The following is a 17,533-nucleotide window of genomic DNA, read 5'->3' as shown; positions in this document are numbered from 1 at the left end:
GCGGGTCCTTGCCAAGCATCAAGATTCAACGGGCTATTGCACAGCGCATTGCAACACCAGCAGCGGGTTTCAAAAAGTTGTCCGAGGTGCGAAATGTCCGAACGTCTTAACGTCAGTGAGTTTGCGCGTCGCGAAGGCTGTGACGAAAAACAGGTCCGGCGCGCGATTACAAAAGGTCTGCTGCGCAAGGACACCGATGGTCTGCTTGACGCCACGCTAATCGGCTCGAACTGGCGCAAACCGAACCGCCGCACGCTTGCGAAAGGTGCGAACAACCAGCGCACGGGCGAGAATAACCCCACGTTGTCCGAAACTGTCGGCGACGTTGAAACGGGGGCGTTCGTCGCACGCCGGTTCGTTGATTCTGGCGGTGTCGAACTGCTCGATTACAAGGCCGCGCTCGCAAAAAAAGAGACCTATCTCGCGTTGCTTCGCCAGCTTGAGTATGAACAGAAGGCCGACGCGCTGATCGAAATGAGCGTCGCGAAAGAAGTTGTGTTTGAGTTGTGCCGTGAGCAACGCGACGCATGGCTCGCGTGGCCGTCGCGGGTTGGACCCCTGATCGCGGCCGACCTTGGAGTTGATGTTGACTTGATAACCACGCGTTTAAGCGAGTACGTCTACCGACAACTCGCCGAACTTGGCGAGTCGGAAGCCAGCTTCATTGGTGGTAGCTAATTGACTTATTTTGATTCTTTATCAAAGAATCAGAGCGCGCCGCCAGCCGCTCACACTGCGACAATACCTCGACAGGCAAGGCCTGTTCAACGACGCCTTGCCTGTTGCTGTTAGTGATGTGCCGCTGATGACGGCGTGCCCGCTTTGGCCCGCTTCGTTGACGGTTTGCCTGTATTCCTGGCCCGCCGCAAAATGTCGGCCTGCACGTCGGGATCGAGTAGATGCACGTTATCGGTTGCGACAAGCGAGAACGCTATGTCGTGAACTTCTGCCAGGGACCTGTAATGCTCGGCAGAGTCAACGAGCGCGCTTGCGAGCAGGGCATAGTCGCCTTGCTGTTTTTGCACGACCGGGATGAACGCCTGAACTGCTCTTGCCAACGCGGCGAGAGTGGCGAATTGGGCGCAGTGCTGTTTGCTCAACTCCGCCGCTTCTTTCGCGATGCGTTGAACCTGAATTTCTTTGGTGGTGTAGGTGCGGCGGGGTTTGTGGATGGACGTTGCTTGAACCGATCTTGTCATGGTGCGGATTCCGGTATGTTCCTGAATCGCCCGACACTCGCTAGCTGATTGGTGAGCGGGCACGTAGCAAGGTTGACAGACCGGGCGATGCACCAAACCGGCGAGCCTTTCGGCTCCCTCACCACGACCCGCCCATAGAAAAGACGTGCATAGGTGAGCACCACCTACTTTCGTAGGCAGTGCGGTGCATCGCAACGGGCTGTCAAACCCGCGCCGTTTTGTCTAACGGCAAGAACAATCTTAACCGCGTATTTTTTTGAGACGATGACAACGCGCGGCAGTTTGCAAATTATAGCTTCGATCAACGCGCCGTCAGATTCAGCACTCCGTCAATGCCCGCAAACGTGTTTTGCCCATGCTTCCATTAATGATCGGCGTTGTTCCAGCAAATCAGTTCGGTGATATGCGGCTTCGGTCCGGTTTGCAACCGTATGCGCGAGCGCGCGTTCGGCAAGATCGCGCGCATAACCCTGTTCACTTGCCCAATCGCGAAAGCTGGAGCGGAAACCGTGTGCTGTCGCCACACGTCCAGACGTGTCACTTTTCGCATCGACGCGACGCAGAAACGACGTAAGCACCATGTCACTCAGAACCTTCCCGCGCGGTGACGGAAATACAAGCGTCTCATGTAGCTTCTGTTCTTTGAGCGCTGTGACAAGCCTGAGTGCGGGCTCAGACAGCGGAACGCGATGCGGCTCCTTCGCCTTCATCCGTACGGCAGGAATTGCCCAAATGCCTTTCTTCAAGTCGAACTCATCCCACACCGCGCCGCGTACTTCACCGCTACGCGCCGCCGTCAATATCAGAAACAGCATGGCGGCGCGGGTGGCCTCGCCCTGTTTGAACTCGGCAACATGCTTCTCGATAAACGCAGGCACGTCGCGCCAAGGCATAGCCGGTTGATGTTCCTTTTTGGCGCTCTGCTTCGGCAAGATGTGATCGACAACGGACACGGGGTTTGCCGCGATGTGACCGTGCGCCCACGCCCATTGCATGACGGCGTGCATCCTCTGACGCGTGCGGCTCGCGGTCTCTGCTTTCTCAAGCCAGATAGGTCGCAACACGTCCGCGCAGTCGGCGGGCGTCACCGCGTCGAGTTTCTTCGCGCCGATCTTCGGAAAGATGTAGGTTTCGAGCGTGCTGAGCCACTGCGCGGCGTGCTTCGCGTTCTTCCAGCCGGGTTTCAATTCGTCGTGAACCTTGCGCGCAGCCTTCTCGAACGTAAGAGCCGCTTCGACGATGCTGGCGGCTTCCTGCTCGCGGTCGCGTGTGTCAATGGGGTCTTTGCCTGCATCGAGAAGGCGGCGCATCTTCAGCGCCTTGTCGCGCGCGTCAGCAATCGATACTTCCGGGTAAGTGCCAAGGCCCGCGTCGCGACGCTTACCACTTGCGGGACTCGTAAAGCGCAATGTCCATTTGCAGCCCGCCTTGCCGGGGCTAAGCATGAGCCCCGTTACCTTACCGTCAAAAACCGGCTTGTCGCCGTGTTGCAGTGCCTTTGCCTGCTTGTCAGTGAGTGCCATTTCAGCCCATCATTCAGCCCATCGGCGAGAGCCGGATAGCGCCGGAATAGTATAGCCTGATGCGGCCTACGTTTTTTCCACAACCCTTTATCTATATGGCGTTTCGAGGTGTGGCTCGGAATGCTCCGGATTAATTTAAGGCGGTCACCGCCTCCGCCAGGACAATGGTTTTATCTCTTCGGAATCACTCTGATTCCTGGGCCGGGAAGCCTCGCAGGTTGCGCTTCCCGGCATCGACAGTACTGTCTTTCCCTCCGTAGAACCTCAAACGCCGAATGCACCGACAGCCATCTTAGTCCGATGGTCCAGTCTGGATTGCTCGCGACCGGCTCACTCTCGACGACGCTGTTACCGCTATGGCTGCAACTCGTTTTGAAGTTGTTGTAACGCCTGATTCGCCTGTTGCAACTGCTGCTCGACCCCATGCAATTGATTGTTGATGTTAGCAAGCTGCGCGCTCAACGCGCTCTGCAGAAACGCCAGTTCCAGTGGCGACCGGTTCGCGTGCTGAGGCCCAGGAAACTGATGCAACTGATCTTGCAAGTGTTGGCGCTGCTGCAGTAAGTCCTGCCTCTGGAACTGCAACTGTTGCACCTGCTGCTGCAACTGTCCGATGGCATGGTGCCCAAAACTCATCCCCCCAGGCGCCCCACCACGCCAGCCTCCCGGCACCCCGACCTCACCGTGCGCATGCCAGCTACCGCTATCGTCCGGTTTGACGGGATACGCGTACTTCGTCGGGCTATCCGGCCGGTGGACTCGCCAGGTACCGTTGTCCTTGTCGTACTTCACCGGGTAAGCCTGAGTGCCTTGCCTGATGTATGCAGCCCCGCTGTCGTCCTTGTACACGCCTCGATGGATCGGCCCGTAGCTGACCGACTGGTTCGATGGCGTAATGCGCGGGCACACCGAACCGCGCGTTGCTCATGAACGGCCGCGACCCGTCCTGGCTGACTCCGCTCGCGTGCCCTTCCCCATCCGATGCCCCGTGCGCCGACGTATCGAACACCGCGGGTACCTCACCCGGCGTTGCCGCCGGCCCGGCGCCTTGCGTCGACTGTGCCTGCGCCTGAGTTGATACGTTCATTTGACTGTTGGCTGACTGGACTCTCATTTCGCTATCCCTATCTACGTGAATACGTGAATACGTGAAAAGTCGAATCGGCTTCGCCGAGCACGTTCCATTGCAGAAGTGCCAGTCCATTGAATCACCGGAGCGCCGGCACGAGGTCGTAGTCTTATATCGGGCAAATTGCTTCGTCAGCCTCCATCGGTCCAGCAACGCTCACTGTGTTCGCCCCGATTCAAACAGGCGTGTCGCTCTTCCGATTGAAAACTCAGCTCGACCACGCCCCTCAACTTCCCGCTTTCCCGGTCGATATCCCGTTTATCGATGCTGTCCGCACACGCCAGGAGGCGCCCATGAAAGTTCGTTCGTTAGTCGTTGCGTTGATTTACGTGGCCGCGGGTTCGGGCGCATCGTTCGCGTTCGCGGGGGTATCAACGGCTTTGTCCGACGATGACAGCGCCGCCGTGTTCGGCTCGGCGACATTGTCAAATCTGCAGGATATCGGCGGCAGCGCGAAACTCGGCTCGGTGTCGGCGGCAGTGGGTACGGATGCGTTGCGCGGCGCCAGCGGCAACCTCGGCGTCAATCTCGCCGCCGGTGCGCTGAACGCGCAAGCTAATGAAATCGCGGTGATCGACACGCCTCGCGCGGAGATTTCCTCGCAGCAGAATGTGCATGCCATCGCGCAGTTGAGCGGCAACGATAGCGCGGAACTCGGCGCTCATGCATTAGCCAGTGCGAGCGGCAACCTCGGTGTCAATATCGCCGCCGGCGCGGGCAATGCGCAGTTCAATGGACTCGTGGTCCATCTCACACACTAAGCGCTTCCAGCCTTTCGCGCGCGTCCGCACACCGGCGATTCAGGTCGCGATGCATCAACTGGCTGTCGAGCAGCGCCGATACATCAGACAAACCGAAATCAAAGCGCAGGACGTATTCGATGTCCGTGTAATCGTGATAGGCGCCGCTGTCAGCCAGCTTCTGCGCTTCAGCGAAAGCGGCGTGTTGCCGTTCGCTATTCATCAAATCTCTGATCGCCATGATTGCCGCTCCGAGGAACAGTGGTCCCATCATAGCAATGCAAATTGAAACGCAGGGTCGCGCGCGTGCAACACCTGGTGTTTTCCGTAGACACATCGCATTGCGCGACGTGAGCAAGCGTGCGCGCCGCGTCAAGAGCCTTTGTCACCGTTGCGTAATGCAGTGTTCACACAGCGGCGACCGGCACCTTCGTCCCGTGCCATCTGACCACCAGAATCCGGCCGACATAACACAACACGCCCGCGACGCCGATAACGATACCCATGCCCTTCGGCGAGCCGTCCTGCCACAATCCGACCGCAAGACTCGACACCGCGCCGAGCGCCAACTGCACCGCGCCGAACACGGCCGCCGCGGCGCCGGCATTGACCGGATAGCGATGCATCAGATCCGTCGTGCAATTGGCTGACAACAGCCCCACCACGCCGACCACGAAGAACAGACCGAACACGATCGACCACAATCCGCCGAGCCCGGTCAGCGACACGAAACACACGAACAGCGACGCGATACAACTGACGGTCGCCGCGAACGAGATGATCGGCAGCGACCCGAGTTGCCCGACGAGCCGCGTATTCATGAAGTTGCCGAACATGATGCCGACGATATTCAGCGCGAACAGAAAGCCGTAATGCTGAGCCGACACATGGAAGTACTCGATATAAACGAACGGCGTCGCCGTGATGTACGCGAACATCGACGCGAACGCCATGCCGCCGCACAGCATGTGCCCCCACGCCACCGGATCGCGCAGCAGCTTGCCGTACGCGCCGAACGATTTCAGTAGCGCCGACTCGGCCCGCTTCTCGCGCGGCCACGTTTCCGGCACCTTGAGAAAAGCGGTGACCGCGCACAGCGTACCGAACAGCGTCAGCACCACGAACACCACGCGCCAGCCGCCGAGCAGCAGCAACTGGCCGCCGATCAGCGGGGCGAGCAGCGGGCCGATCGACGTGACGATCGCGAGCATCGACAGCACGCGGGCGGCGTCGGTCGGACCGTGCGCGTCGCGCGCGATTGCCCGCGCGAGCACCGACGCCGCGCCCGCGCCCAGCGCCTGCACGAAGCGGAACGTCACCAGCGAGCCGATCGAGAACGACAACGCACAGGCCACGCTCGCCAGCGCATACATGATGATGCCGCCGAGCAGCACCGGCCGACGGCCATAGGTATCCGACAGCGGACCGTAGAGCAGCATGCCGATCGAGAAGCCGAACATGAAGCTGGTCAGCGTGGTCTGCGCGGCGCCGTTGGTGATCGCGAACGCCTGCGCGATGGTCGGCAGGCTCGGCAGATACATATCGATGGAGATCGGCCCGCATGCGGCGAGCGCACCGAGCAACAGAATCAGCCGGCCATCGGGCCGGCGTCTGATGACGTGAGACATGGGAATCCAGATGATGCGCCGCGCCGTGACCGGCGGCGGAACAGGTGAAACGGGGAAGGCAACGACTTGACCGCCTCAATTGTACGCGACGGTTAATCTGAACACCGTGCAACACCACGTGACGCCACGACATACCGCCACACACCGCGAAGCCGCACGCCCTGCCGCATCGGCGAACAATGCGCGCCCATGCCGAACCGCAAGCGTAGGCGCCGGCCCACCGCGGCGACTGTGCCGCCGATCGGTTAAGCTGCCGCGAGACCGATCCGGAAGCCGCATGAGCGCACCCGGACCGCCCTACTCTCCCCTCCCGCAACGACCACGCAATGACCGCCTTCCTGCTGATCTGGAGCCCCAAGAAATGGCCATGGCCCGAACTGCCTGACGTGGCGAAGCGCGTTGCCGCGGGTGTCGCGGTGGCCGACGTCTGGGGGTGCGGATTCGCGCGCGGCATCCTGCCGGGTGATCGGGTGTTTCTGCACCGTGTCGCCATGGAACCCAAGGGCATCTTCGGCTCCGGCTACGTGACGCGCGCGCCTTACGAGGTCCCGGACGCAGCGACGAAGCGCGGCTACCGGCTGTGTATCGACTTCGTGTACGACTGGCTGGTCGACGCGCATGCAAGCGTGGTGATCCCGCGCGAGACGTTGCGCGTGCATCCATTCTCGGTGCAGACATGGGACGCGCAAAGTTCCGGCACCGTCATCAAGCCGATCGCCGAAGGCGCGCTGGAAAAGCGTTGGCGCGAACTCACCGGCGCACGTCCGTCGCCAGTGCTCGAACCGCCGACCATACCGCCGCGTTCCAGCAAAGTCAGCGCGCACGCCGCGGTGGCGGCAAAAACCGCGCGCAAAACCTGAGCTCACGAACAAGGCCCGCCGCAAAGCCGCTTCACGCTGACTCCGGTACAATTTCCTCACCGATCCCAGCGCCGCGCGAACCGCCTTCCGGCAACCCGCGCCGCTGCGCAACCTCTATTCCAGCTATCGCCATGTCCAACAACGAAACTCTCTTCGAACGCGCGCAACGTACCATCCCCGGTGGCGTGAACTCGCCGGTACGCGCGTTCCGCTCGGTCGGCGGCACGCCGCGTTTCATCGAGCGCGCGCAAGGCCCGTACTTCTGGGACGCGGACGGCCAGCGCTACATCGACTACATCGGCTCGTGGGGCCCGATGATTCTCGGCCACGTTCACCCCGAGGTGCTCGAAGCGGTCCAGCGCGTGCTGGGCAACGGCTTCTCGTTCGGCGCGCCGACCGAGTCGGAAATCGAAATCGCCGAAGAAATTTGCAAGCTGGTGCCGTCGATCGAACAGGTTCGTATGGTGTCGAGCGGCACGGAAGCCACCATGAGCGCACTGCGCCTCGCGCGCGGCTTCACAGATCGCAGCCGCATCGTCAAGTTCGAAGGCTGCTATCACGGCCACGCGGACAGCCTGCTGGTCAAGGCCGGCTCGGGCCTGCTGACCTTCGGCAACCCGACCTCGGCGGGCGTGCCGGCCGATATCGCGAAGCACACCACAGTGCTCGAATACAACAACGTCGCGGAACTCGAAGAAGCGTTCAAGGCGTTCGGCAACGAGATCGCCTCGGTGATCGTCGAGCCGGTGGCGGGCAACATGAACCTCGTGCGCGCCACGCCGGAATTCCTGCAAACCTTGCGGCGCCTCTGCACCGAATACGGCACCGTACTGATTTTCGACGAAGTGATGTGCGGTTTCCGCGTCGCGCTGGGCGGCGCACAGCAGGTCTACGGCATCACGCCGGACCTGACGTGTCTGGGCAAAGTGATCGGCGGCGGCATGCCGGCCGCGGCATTCGGCGGTCGGCGCGACATCATGGCGCACCTCGCGCCGCTCGGCGGCGTCTATCAGGCCGGCACGCTGTCGGGCAATCCGATCGCGGTCGCCGCGGGCCTGAAAACCTTGCAACTGATCCAGGCACCGGGCTTTTACGACACGCTTACCGCCCGCACCACGCGCCTCGCGCAAGGTCTGGTGAAGGTCGCGCATGAAGCCGGCGTGCCGTTCGCGGCCGATTCGCTCGGCGGCATGTTCGGCTTGTACTTCGCAGAAGCGATTCCCGCGAGCTTCGCCGAAGTGACGAAGAGCGACGTGCCGCGCTTCAACGCGTTCTTCCACAAGATGCTCGACGCCGGCGTGTACTTCGCGCCGTCGGCGTACGAAGCGGGCTTCGTGTCGATCGTTCACGACGACGCGATTATCGACGCCACGATCGACGCGGCGCGTGGCGCGTTCGCTTCGCTCGCGGCCTGAAGCCGATGTTCTCGCAAACCGACTTCGTCCATATGGAACGCGCGCTCGCTCTCGCCAAGCGCGGCATGTACACCACCGATCCCAACCCGCGGGTCGGCTGCGTGCTCGTCAAGAACGACGAAGTGATCGGCGAAGGCTTCACGCAACCGGCAGGCCAGGATCATGCGGAAATCCGCGCATTGAAAGACGCGCGTTCGCGCGGTCACGATCTGCGCGGCGCCACGGCCTACGTCACGCTCGAACCGTGCAGCCACTTCGGCCGCACGCCGCCGTGCGCGAACGCGTTGATCGAAGCGCAGGTCGCGCGCGTGGTCGCGGCGATGGAAGATCCCAATCCGCAAGTGTCCGGACGCGGCCTCGCGATCTTGCGCGACGCCGGTATCGAAGTGCGTTGCGGACTGCTCGCGCAGGAAGCGCATGAACTGAATATCGGTTTCGTGTCGCGCATGACGCGTGGCCGCCCTTGGGTGCGCATGAAGGTGGCGGCGTCGCTCGACGGCCGCACGGGCTTGCCTTCGGGCGTCAGTCAGTGGATCACGGGCGAAGCAGCGCGCGCCGATGGTCACGCGTGGCGCGCCCGGGCGTCGGCGATTCTGACGGGCATCGGCACCGTCAGGGAAGACGATCCGCGCATGACCGTGCGCGCCGTCGACACGCCACGCCAGCCGCAGCGCGTGTTGATCGACAGTCAGCTCGACGTGCCGCCCGAGGCGCAGATTCTGGCCGGCGCGCCCACACTGATTTTTTGCGGCAATCTGGATCAGCGTCATACCGAGCGCGCCAACGCGTTGCGCGATCGTGGCGCCGAGATCGTCCAACTGGCGAACTCAGCCGGCAAGGTCGATCTGCCCGCCGTGCTGAACGTGCTCGGTCAGCGCAACGTGAACGAACTGCATGTCGAGGCGGGTTACAAGCTGAACGGCTCGCTGCTGCGTGAAGGCTGCGTCGACGAACTGCTCGTCTATCTTGCGCCGAGCCTGCTCGGCATGGACTCGATGAGCATGTTCAATCTGAGCGCACCGGACACGCTGGAAGGCCGCGTCAAACTGAATTTCCATGCGATCGACCGGATCGGCGACGATCTGCGGATTCTCGCGCGCTTCACGCCTCCCGGCGCGGGCGAGCCCGGCACCGATTCCACGTCTGAACCCATTTCAAATTGATCGAGGATTAGCACGATGTTCACAGGAATCGTTGCGGCAGTGGGCCGCATTGAATCAGTCAAGCCGCTCGGCACCGACGGCGACGCGGGCGTGCGCCTGAACGTCGAAGCCGGCGGGCTCGATCTCGGCGACGTGCAACTCGGCGACAGCATCACGATCCAGGGCGCCTGCATGACCGTGGTCGCGCTGACCGCGCATTCGTTCGAAGTCGACGTGTCGCGCGAAAGTCTGAACTGCACGGCAGGGCTTGGCGAGGCTGGCGAGGTGAATCTCGAGAAGGCACTGCGCGCGCATGATCGGTTGGGCGGGCATATCGTTTCCGGTCACGTCGACGGGCTCGGTACGGTCACGCATTTCGCGCCGGTGGGTGAATCGCATGAACTGCGCGTGCTGGCGCCGCGTGAGATTGGCCGGTATCTGGCTTTTAAAGGATCGATCACGGTGAATGGCGTGAGCCTGACGGTGAACTCGGTTAAAGATCGCGACGATGGCTGCGAGTTTTCGATCAATCTGATTCCGCACACGGTGCAGGTGACGTCGCTGAAGAATCTGCGCGAAGGGTCGGCGGTTAATCTGGAGATTGATTTGATTGCGCGGTATGTGGAGCGGATGCTCAGCACGTCTCAGGACGGCGATAAGTCGTTGAAATAATTTTATTTTCCAAAAATCAGCGTCTACTGCCGTCTACCTGAATTCACCCTCAGCTGACAGTTCGGGATACTCACAACCGGCGCGGCGTGCCGCATCGGCGGATTCATGACAAAGGCAGCAATCTACTGCTCTGGCGTTGTGAGCGCGCACACCGGTGAGATCGCCAGCATAGCCGGCCAGCGACTGCTCCAGTCGCTGGCGTGCGCGAGTTTCGGGATCGTCAGTGCGCGTGCACACCGCTGACCCACTGCGTTTGCGAATCGCTGCGCGACAGTGGGTGGTACCACCTCGTCTTCAGCCCCACTGAAGTGAATCTGCGGAATCGCCGCGACCCGGCTCGCAAAATCGACTGCATTCTCCGATTCGGGCATCCGCGAGACGCCGTGCAGGCGATTGACGAACTCATCGTCGAGATTGCCCGCCACCGTACGGATCGATGCGACGTCGGCGCGCCGCGCCGCGACCAGCACGGCCAGCGCACCACCTCCTGAATAGCCGATCAGTTCGACGGCTTGCCCCGGTAATCGCGCAGCGAATTGGCTCACCGCCCCGTCCATCGACGCCACCACCTCGGGCGCAAAGCGCTTGCCGGTCCAGTAAGGAATGCCGCAGCGCGGATTCATCGCCATCGGTGTGAACTGGCAGGGGCGGGCCACATACACAACGTTCGGCGCAGGGTCCGCCGCGGCCAGCGCGAGACCCTCAGCCTGACGAGGTGTCGGATCCAGCGAGGGCTCGGTGCGCGAAACCCATGCCTGGCCATCGCCTTCGATGTAGAGGTGCAGAGGCTTGTCGGGTTGCGAGATTCGCGAAAAAGCAGTCAGCACGAAGGGGCCGCTGTCGATCAACTCACGTTGCAAGCCGGCTGGCTCCGCCAGCGCGGCGGCATGTGCATTGGGGTCCAGCGCAGTGCAACCTGCCATGGCGCCGGTCAGCAACCACGCCGACAACACCGCGGCCATGCATTGACAGCCCTTGGGCCATGAACGGCACGATCGCTGCATGAACGATGTCGCCGTCATCGGCCCTTGAAGCGCGTCAGTTCGAGCGCCATCGCGGCCACGATATCGCTCCAGTCCGCGCGCTGCCTTTGCCGAAACAGACGCACACTGGGATACCAGGGGGTGTCGCTTCGATCGAGCATCCAGCGCCAGTCGGGCACCATCGGCAACATCACCCATGCCGGCCGCCCCAGCCCGCCGGCCAGGTGCACGGGCGACGAATCCACCGAGATCAGCAGATCGGCAATGCTCAGGATCGCCGCCGTATCTTCGAAGTCCTCGATCTCGTCGCTCAGGGACACGAGCGACATGCCGGCCGGTGGCGAAACCGCCTCGTCCGCAGCCGGCCCTTTCTGGATCGACAGGAACGTGACTCCCGCGTGCCCCAGCGGCGCGAGTTGATCGAGCGTCATCGAACGGTTTGCGTCATTGACATGAGTCGGCCGGCCGGCCCACACCAGCGCGACCAGGGGGCGTGGCAACCCGGCCAGCCGCCGCTGCCATTTGTCGAGGCGTTGCGGGTCGGCTGACAGATAGGGAATTTGCCCAGGCAGGTCGGCCGGTTTCAGGCCCATGACCATCGGCAGGCTCATCATTTCGCAATGCATGTCGAATGCAGGCGGCAGGTTGCCCCGTGCGACGATGTGATCGAAGCCCGCCGTGCGCTGGGCGAGCGACAGCGTTTCCTCGTTGACTTCGAGGACCACCCGCGCGCCGCTGCGCGCCTTGGCCCACGGCACCATCCGCATGAACTGGAAGGTGTCGCCGAAGCCCTGCTCGTCGTGGATCAGTAAGGTCCGGCCGGGAATCGGCCGGCCGTCCCAGCGCGGCCGTTGCACCCGTCGCCCGATCGCGTGTGTGTGCGCCATGCTGTAACGATGGTGGTACTCGCGCCAGCCCCGCTCGAACTCGCCGAGCAACAGGAGGGTTTCAGAAAGATGGAAGCGTTCGGTGAGATCGCCTGGCACGGTCGCGACCAGCATCTCCTGAATCACGCGCGTTTCCGCGATCTGCCCCTGCGGACGGATTGCCGCGACCAGCAGCTTCCACAGCGGCAGCGGTCCGCTGCCCGAGGCGAGGTAGGGGCGCACCAGCGCCTCGGCCTCAGCGAAGCGACCGGCCGCGATGAACTCGCGAGCCTGCCGGTCGATCGTTCCAAAGTCCGGATTCATTGTATGTCGACACCCAGCGCTGACAGGAGCGGGCCAAGATGGTCGGCATACTGCCGCCCGCGGCCCCGCGACGTTTTATAGATCGGTTGGCGCACCTGGTCGACGCTCGCGGTACGCACCACCCGTCGATTCTCATGGAAATTCAGGCAGGCGTCGTCCCACGGCAGACCCAGAAACGCGATCAGACGCCGGGCCTCGCCCTCGAGATCGTCCACCACGGATTCGTAGTCGACCTCGATGAAACGCTCCGCGGGCAGCACGTCACGCAAGTGCGCCATCAGCCCTTCGTAACTGCGGTAGAACGCGCCGAGTTCGGCCTGATCGAATGTGAACGGCTGCTCGCCGCCGAACTGTCTGGTGTAGCAGGACAAGCAGGTATCCACCGGATCTCGCCGGCAATGGATGATGCGCGCACCCGGCAGGATCGCCGGGATCAGGCCGGTGTAGAAGAAATTGGCGGGCATCTTGTCGACGAGGCGCAGGCGCCCCAGCGCAAGCGGGTTCACCCGCGCGAGGTAGGCATGGCCGAGATGCGCCGCGTCGTCGCGTGTCATCGTGCCGATCGAGTCGGGAAATGCGCCGCGACCCTCGATCACGGAGCGCAGCACCGACAGTTCGCCGCCCCCCGTCACCTGCGGATGGGACGACACGATCTGCTCGATCAGCGTCGTGCCCGAGCGCGGCATGCCGATCACGAACACCGGCAAGTCCGATGGTGCGCCGGCGCCCTGAAACCCGGCCAGACGTTCGGGCGTCAGCGTCTCGGCGATGCGCTTCATCCAGCCAGCGGTAGCAGTGGCGTCGTAGGTAATGCTCGCGCGCTTCTGACGGTTGCCGCTATCGAAGTGGTGAAAGGCGCGCTGCGCGTCGCCGGTGTCGAGATAGGCCTTGCCCAGCGCAAAATGCGCGTCGATCCGCTCGGGTAGCGGACGCCCCTCCGTTTCGGCAAGCACGGCTTCCATCGCCACGATGTCGGCGTCGTCCGCCTCGAACGTCTTGACGTGCGCACGGCTCGCCAGCGCTCGCACGGAACCGGGGAAAGTCGCCAGCGCGCGTTCGAAGCCCGCCAGGGCTTCTTCCTTGCGGCCCGCTTCCATCAACAGGTGCGCGCGGCTGATCAGGGCCTCTTCCGCCACCGTGCCGGGTAAGCCGGCTGCTGTCTCGAAGGCGCTCAGCGCCTCGTCGATCCTGCCCTGGCTCTGCAGCGCCTGGCCCAGCACGTTGTGCGCCTCGGCGTGATGCGGGGCGAGCGCCACGGCCTGACGGGCAAACTCGAGCGCTTCATCGATGCGCCCGAATTGCGTCAAAGCTCGCGCGCGCGCCACCAGCCCCTGTGGATGCTGGGGCGCAAAGGCGTGCAGCGCGTTCAGCGTGGCGAGCACGGCATCGGTTCGGCGGCGCGAGAGTTCCACTTCGGCCAGGTTCAGATACGCGTCGGCCAGACTCGGATCGAGATCGATGGCGAAGCGCGCCTCGGCGGCCGCGTCGTCGTAATGCCCCTTCGAACAGAGCAGAAACGCGAGGTTGCTGTGCGCGATCGCATACGACGGGTTCAACGCCAGCGCGTGCCGGTAATGCACCTCTGCGTGATCCAGCCGGCCGAGCCGCCGCCAGGTGTTGCCCAGGTTGTTGTGGGCGTCGGCCCAGTCGGGCTTGAGCGCGACCACCCGCTCGAGGCACGCCAGACTCTGTTCCATCTTGCCCGCTTCCTGCAGCAGGATCCCCAGGTTGTTCCAGCCGGCCACGAGCGTGGGGTCCAACTCGACCGCGCGCTGCGCGGCAGCCTCGCCTTCGGACAACAGGCCCTTCTGGCGGCACATTTCGGCGAGGTTGCTGAAGTAGATCGCCGGCGCGCCAGGCACCTTGCACGCCTCGCGCAGATGCGAAATCGCGAGATCCAGATTGCCGTAGGCATGCGCGATCAGCCCGAGCAGGTGGAGCGCATCGGACTGGCCGGGCCATGCGGCCAACACCCGCAGACAGAGTTGTTCCGCCTGGACAGCCTGACCGGCGTTCCAGTGCGCATGAGCCCGATCGAGCGCGACTGGAATAGTCATTGAGCCGGCGGAATCAGGCGCGCTTGGCATGCTGTTACTCCGGTAAATAGCTTGGCAATTCGATGCACGCGATCGTACTACGATCGCCATGGCCTAAAGAAAAAGCGCATTCCCTCGTCGATGAGGGAATGCGCTCGACTGCTGGTACAACAGGTAGTGACCGCCCCTGCGGCTTAGAACAGCTGACGCAGACGCACCGTGCCGCCCTGAGCCACGTAACCCGAGCCGAGCTGGGCCTGGTAGTGCGCCGTGATGCTCAGGTTATTGGCACGCAACAGCGAGAGGCCCACGGAAATGACCGCCGAATTCGTCACAGGACTTGCGCCCAGCGACGTGAAGCTCGTCTGGCCGGTCGGGTCCGCTGCGTAGCTGGCGGTGGTCTGCGCCCGCGTGTTGTCGTACTCGTGACGCCACGCGATCTGCAGATCCGGCACCAGTCCACCGTACGACGTCGCCCATTCGCGTTCAATCTTCACGCCCACGTCGCTGTTCACCGATGTCGTGTGTGCCGCACCGATCGACAGCGCCGCACCGTTACCACCGCTTTCCGTGTAGCCGTTCTGGTGCAGGTAGCTGTAGGTCAGGCTTGCCAGCGGCGTCAGCGTTGCCACGCCCAGCGCCAGCGGATAGCCCGCTTCGGCGCGCGCCACGTACTGCGTACCGCTGAAGCTGCCGTTCGCGTTACCCGAGAAGCCGGGGAAGTCGACCACACGGTTCGTGTCGTAGCGCTGCTGCACCGCGCCGGCGGACAGGTTCGCGTACCACGTCCGGCCGGTGAAACTGGCGTAGCCGAACAGGCTGTATGAGTTCACCCGGGTCGTATCGCCTGCGGTGTCGCCCGTGTTGCTGATCGCGGCGTTGCTGTAGCTGAACACGCCACCCGCACGCCACGCGTCGCTGATGGCACGGTCTACGCCGAACAGCAGGCCGCCGAAGTTGGCGCTGTAGCCGTCCACGTTGTCGCGCTGGTCCTGGCTGGCATGACCGCCGAATGCCTGGCCCCACACGCCCCATGCCGGCCCGCTCTCGCCGGTCGACACGCCGCTCGTGCCGCCAGCCTGCGCAAGACGCAGAGAGTCGGAGTGCGCGGCAATGATATTGAGCACGTCTAGCGTGGGCGCTGCCGCCGCCTGAGCCGTCGAGGCCTGACTGATCGGGCTGAGTTTCGCACCGGCCTGGTTCGACTGCGCGGCCGAGCCCTGCTGGTTCAGCGCGAGCGAAGCATCGAACAGGTTCAGCAGCGCGAGGTTGCTGATGCCGGTGTAGCGCGACAGCCCGGTGAGCGACGAGATGGCATTCGGCGTGGTTGCCGGGATCGTGGGTGTCGGCGTCGGCGTCGGTGTGGGTGTGGGTGTGGGTGTTGGCGTTGGCGTCGGTGTGGGTGTCGGCGTCGGCGTCGGCGTGCTCAGCGTCAGGACCAGATCGCTGCGACCATCGTTGGACACGTTTTGCCCCGTAATCGCCCCGCCATAACCGCTTGCCGAATAATTCAGACTGGTCTGGTTATACGTACTCGCCCCGCCGGCATCCACCACCACGAAACGCTGACCGGGGGCAAAACCATAGCTGCTCAAGGCCGCCAGATGAACCGACGACCCCGAAGCGATCGTGGCATTGCCGGACACGACGAGCCTGCCATAGCCACTATCCGTACCGGGCGCGCCGCCCGCCACCGCGCCGTTCGCCACGCCGATCTGCAGCGTAGCGCCACTGCCCTGGCTGTAATTACCCGTGATGGCGATCGGGCTGTTCACCTGCAGCGTCGCCGCTACATTGGTCACCGTGTTGCTGCCGACATTGATATTGTCGTTAAGCAGCAGGTTGCCGGAACCGAACGCCAGGTTGCCGTTGCTATTGGTGAAGCTGCCAATGGCGCCGCTGTTGCCGGTCAAGGTTCCGAAGGCCGCACCGGTGCCACCGTTGATGGTCAGCGTCGTGCTGCTGGTATTGGTGATCGCGCCGGCGATCGTGCCGCTGTTGGTGATCGTGCTCAGGCCACTGCTCGCGTTGTAAAGCGCAAAGCTGGTGCCGGTGATGATGCCGCTGTTGCTAAGCGTGCCGATGGTGCCGCTGTTGCGGAGTCCGGTGGCGCCGCTGATCGTGCCGCCGTTGTTGTTGGTCAGCGTGCCGATGGTGGCGCTATTGAGTATTCCGGCAATGGAGCCGTTGATCAGATTGCTATTGGTTACCGTGTTCAGGTGACCGCTGCCCGCATTACTGATCCCATCGGTGGCTCCGCTGATCGCGCCGCCGTTGTTCAGCGTACCGATGGTGCCGGCGTTGTAGAGCGCGATGCCGCCGCTGGCGGTGCCGCTGCTGATAGTGCCGCTGCTGTTGTTTAAGGAAGTGATCAGCCCAACGTTGTAGATACCGCTGCCGGCGCCACCACCGGAGATGGTGCCGCTGTTAACCAGCGAGGTAATCGTCCCACCACCGTAGATACCACTGTCCAAGCCGCTGGTAGTGCTGCTTGTGGTAATCAAGCCCTGGTTGGTCAGCGTGCCGATCGAGCCACCGCTATATATGCCGTTGTAGGCAGCCGAACTGATGGTGCCGCTGGAAGCATTGGTTAGTGAACCGACAGTGGCATTGTTGTAGATACCATTTCCGGCCAGCCCATGGATTATTCCGCTGTTGGTGATAGTGCCGATGGTCCCGGCAGGAAGATACAAACCATAACCACCCGTGATGGTTCCCGAGTTGAGCAGGGCCGAGATGGTGCCGAAGTTCTCGATGCCGTAGTTGCTGATCGCCGATCCGGCGGTAATCGAGTCCGTGACGTTCAGCGTACCCATCGAGATGGTGTTGTTAACACCATAGGTAGCGCTTGGCGCATTAATGCTCACCACGGTCACATTCGTGGTGTCGGTGTTGTTATAACCGGTGGTAAGCCCCGTAATGGTGGTATCGGCCCAGGCATGCGAAGACAGCATGGAAGAAGATGCCGCCACGAGTGCCAGGTTCAGCACACCGACCTGCAAAGTCGAATGGGGGA

The 17,533-nt window shown here is 62.9% G+C and carries 15 protein-coding genes; 6 read left to right on the top strand and 9 right to left on the bottom strand.

The window, feature by feature from the left end; genetic code table 11:
• The first annotated feature begins 93 nt into the window (after positions 1-93).
• Positions 94-678: a hypothetical protein gene (locus tag GGD40_RS17155; protein ID WP_179744338.1), complete on the top strand. Its 585-nt coding sequence runs from the start codon at positions 94-96 to the stop codon at positions 676-678.
• A 110-nt stretch (positions 679-788) separates the two neighbouring features.
• On the opposite strand, the gene GGD40_RS17150 is transcribed toward GGD40_RS17155, so the two are convergent.
• From GGD40_RS17150 to GGD40_RS17140, 3 genes are all read right to left on the bottom strand, one after another.
• The gene (locus GGD40_RS17150) at positions 789-1,199 is read right to left on the bottom strand and encodes a hypothetical protein (RefSeq protein WP_179744337.1); all 411 of its coding nucleotides are present in this window, start codon (positions 1,197-1,199) and stop codon (positions 789-791) included.
• Positions 1,200-1,528: 329 nt separating this feature from the next.
• Entirely contained in the window at positions 1,529-2,722 is a 1,194-nt protein-coding gene (locus tag GGD40_RS17145) for a tyrosine-type recombinase/integrase (RefSeq protein WP_179744336.1), read from the bottom strand.
• Positions 2,723-3,076: 354 nt separating this feature from the next.
• The gene (locus GGD40_RS17140; protein WP_179744335.1) at positions 3,077-3,514 is read right to left on the bottom strand and encodes a hypothetical protein; all 438 of its coding nucleotides are present in this window, start codon (positions 3,512-3,514) and stop codon (positions 3,077-3,079) included.
• Positions 3,515-4,144: 630 nt separating this feature from the next.
• Here GGD40_RS17140 and GGD40_RS17135 point away from each other — a divergent pair.
• Positions 4,145-4,612, top strand: coding sequence for a hypothetical protein (locus GGD40_RS17135; RefSeq protein ID WP_179744334.1), 468 nt, complete (start codon positions 4,145-4,147; stop codon positions 4,610-4,612).
• On the opposite strand, the gene GGD40_RS17130 is transcribed toward GGD40_RS17135, so the two are convergent.
• Together GGD40_RS17130 and GGD40_RS17125 are read right to left on the bottom strand one after the other, a co-directional pair.
• On the bottom strand, positions 4,602-4,832 hold the full coding sequence (locus GGD40_RS17130; RefSeq protein ID WP_179703308.1) for a hypothetical protein: 231 nt from the start codon (positions 4,830-4,832) through the stop codon (positions 4,602-4,604). The two genes, GGD40_RS17135 and GGD40_RS17130, sit on opposite strands and share 11 nt — an antisense overlap.
• Positions 4,833-4,998: 166 nt before the next feature.
• Complete coding sequence (locus GGD40_RS17125) at positions 4,999-6,219, bottom strand: Bcr/CflA family multidrug efflux MFS transporter (RefSeq protein ID WP_179744333.1); 1,221 nt, start codon at positions 6,217-6,219, stop codon at positions 4,999-5,001.
• Between the two features lie 326 nt (positions 6,220-6,545).
• Here GGD40_RS17125 and GGD40_RS17120 point away from each other — a divergent pair, with 326 nt between their 5' ends.
• From GGD40_RS17120 to GGD40_RS17105, 4 genes are all read left to right on the top strand, one after another.
• Complete coding sequence (locus tag GGD40_RS17120; protein ID WP_179744332.1) at positions 6,546-7,079, top strand: hypothetical protein; 534 nt, start codon at positions 6,546-6,548, stop codon at positions 7,077-7,079.
• 131 nt (positions 7,080-7,210) lie between these two features.
• Positions 7,211-8,494, top strand: a complete 1,284-nt coding sequence (gene hemL, locus GGD40_RS17115; protein WP_179744331.1) for a glutamate-1-semialdehyde 2,1-aminomutase — start codon at positions 7,211-7,213, stop codon at positions 8,492-8,494.
• 5 nt (positions 8,495-8,499) lie between these two features.
• Positions 8,500-9,657: a bifunctional diaminohydroxyphosphoribosylaminopyrimidine deaminase/5-amino-6-(5-phosphoribosylamino)uracil reductase RibD gene (ribD, locus tag GGD40_RS17110; RefSeq protein ID WP_179744330.1), complete on the top strand. Its 1,158-nt coding sequence runs from the start codon at positions 8,500-8,502 to the stop codon at positions 9,655-9,657.
• Between the two features lie 15 nt (positions 9,658-9,672).
• The gene (locus GGD40_RS17105) at positions 9,673-10,308 is read left to right on the top strand and encodes a riboflavin synthase (protein WP_179744329.1); all 636 of its coding nucleotides are present in this window, start codon (positions 9,673-9,675) and stop codon (positions 10,306-10,308) included.
• Positions 10,309-10,430: 122 nt separating this feature from the next.
• On the opposite strand, the gene GGD40_RS17100 is transcribed toward GGD40_RS17105, so the two are convergent.
• The 4 genes from GGD40_RS17100 to GGD40_RS17085 form a co-directional block, all read right to left on the bottom strand.
• Complete coding sequence (locus GGD40_RS17100; RefSeq protein WP_179744960.1) at positions 10,431-11,270, bottom strand: alpha/beta fold hydrolase; 840 nt, start codon at positions 11,268-11,270, stop codon at positions 10,431-10,433.
• Positions 11,271-11,326: 56 nt separating this feature from the next.
• Positions 11,327-12,481: a glycosyltransferase family 9 protein gene (locus tag GGD40_RS17095; RefSeq protein ID WP_179744328.1), complete on the bottom strand. Its 1,155-nt coding sequence runs from the start codon at positions 12,479-12,481 to the stop codon at positions 11,327-11,329.
• Complete coding sequence (locus tag GGD40_RS17090) at positions 12,478-14,568, bottom strand: tetratricopeptide repeat-containing sulfotransferase family protein (RefSeq protein WP_373565291.1); 2,091 nt, start codon at positions 14,566-14,568, stop codon at positions 12,478-12,480. Before GGD40_RS17090 ends, GGD40_RS17095 begins: the two co-directional genes overlap by 4 nt.
• A 143-nt stretch (positions 14,569-14,711) precedes the next feature.
• Positions 14,712-17,507: an autotransporter outer membrane beta-barrel domain-containing protein gene (locus GGD40_RS17085; RefSeq protein ID WP_179744326.1), complete on the bottom strand. Its 2,796-nt coding sequence runs from the start codon at positions 17,505-17,507 to the stop codon at positions 14,712-14,714.
• Positions 17,508-17,533: the final 26 nt, after the last annotated feature.

This window comes from Paraburkholderia bryophila, assembly GCF_013409255.1.
Classification (GTDB): Bacteria; Pseudomonadota; Gammaproteobacteria; order Burkholderiales; family Burkholderiaceae; genus Paraburkholderia.
The sequence above is the reverse complement of the archived record's forward strand: the minus strand, read 5'-3'. Positions and strand labels throughout refer to the sequence as shown.

Bases quoted from the DNA above. Each gene is read 5' to 3' on its own strand.
- GGD40_RS17155 (WP_179744338.1), top strand. From the start codon at position 94: ATGTCCGAACGTCTTAACGTCAGTGAGTTTGCGCGTCGCGAAGGCTGT.
- GGD40_RS17150 (WP_179744337.1), bottom strand. From the start codon at position 1,199: ATGACAAGATCGGTTCAAGCAACGTCCATCCACAAACCCCGCCGCACC.
- GGD40_RS17145 (WP_179744336.1), bottom strand. From the start codon at position 2,722: ATGGCACTCACTGACAAGCAGGCAAAGGCACTGCAACACGGCGACAAG.
- GGD40_RS17135 (WP_179744334.1), top strand. From the start codon at position 4,145: ATGAAAGTTCGTTCGTTAGTCGTTGCGTTGATTTACGTGGCCGCGGGT.
- GGD40_RS17130 (WP_179703308.1), bottom strand. From the start codon at position 4,832: ATGGCGATCAGAGATTTGATGAATAGCGAACGGCAACACGCCGCTTTC.
- GGD40_RS17125 (WP_179744333.1), bottom strand. From the start codon at position 6,219: ATGTCTCACGTCATCAGACGCCGGCCCGATGGCCGGCTGATTCTGTTG.
- GGD40_RS17120 (WP_179744332.1), top strand. From the start codon at position 6,546: ATGACCGCCTTCCTGCTGATCTGGAGCCCCAAGAAATGGCCATGGCCC.
- hemL (WP_179744331.1), top strand. From the start codon at position 7,211: ATGTCCAACAACGAAACTCTCTTCGAACGCGCGCAACGTACCATCCCC.
- ribD (WP_179744330.1), top strand. From the start codon at position 8,500: ATGTTCTCGCAAACCGACTTCGTCCATATGGAACGCGCGCTCGCTCTC.
- GGD40_RS17105 (WP_179744329.1), top strand. From the start codon at position 9,673: ATGTTCACAGGAATCGTTGCGGCAGTGGGCCGCATTGAATCAGTCAAG.
- GGD40_RS17100 (WP_179744960.1), bottom strand. From the start codon at position 11,270: ATGGCCGCGGTGTTGTCGGCGTGGTTGCTGACCGGCGCCATGGCAGGT.
- GGD40_RS17095 (WP_179744328.1), bottom strand. From the start codon at position 12,481: ATGAATCCGGACTTTGGAACGATCGACCGGCAGGCTCGCGAGTTCATC.
- GGD40_RS17090 (WP_373565291.1), bottom strand. From the start codon at position 14,568: ATGCCAAGCGCGCCTGATTCCGCCGGCTCAATGACTATTCCAGTCGCG.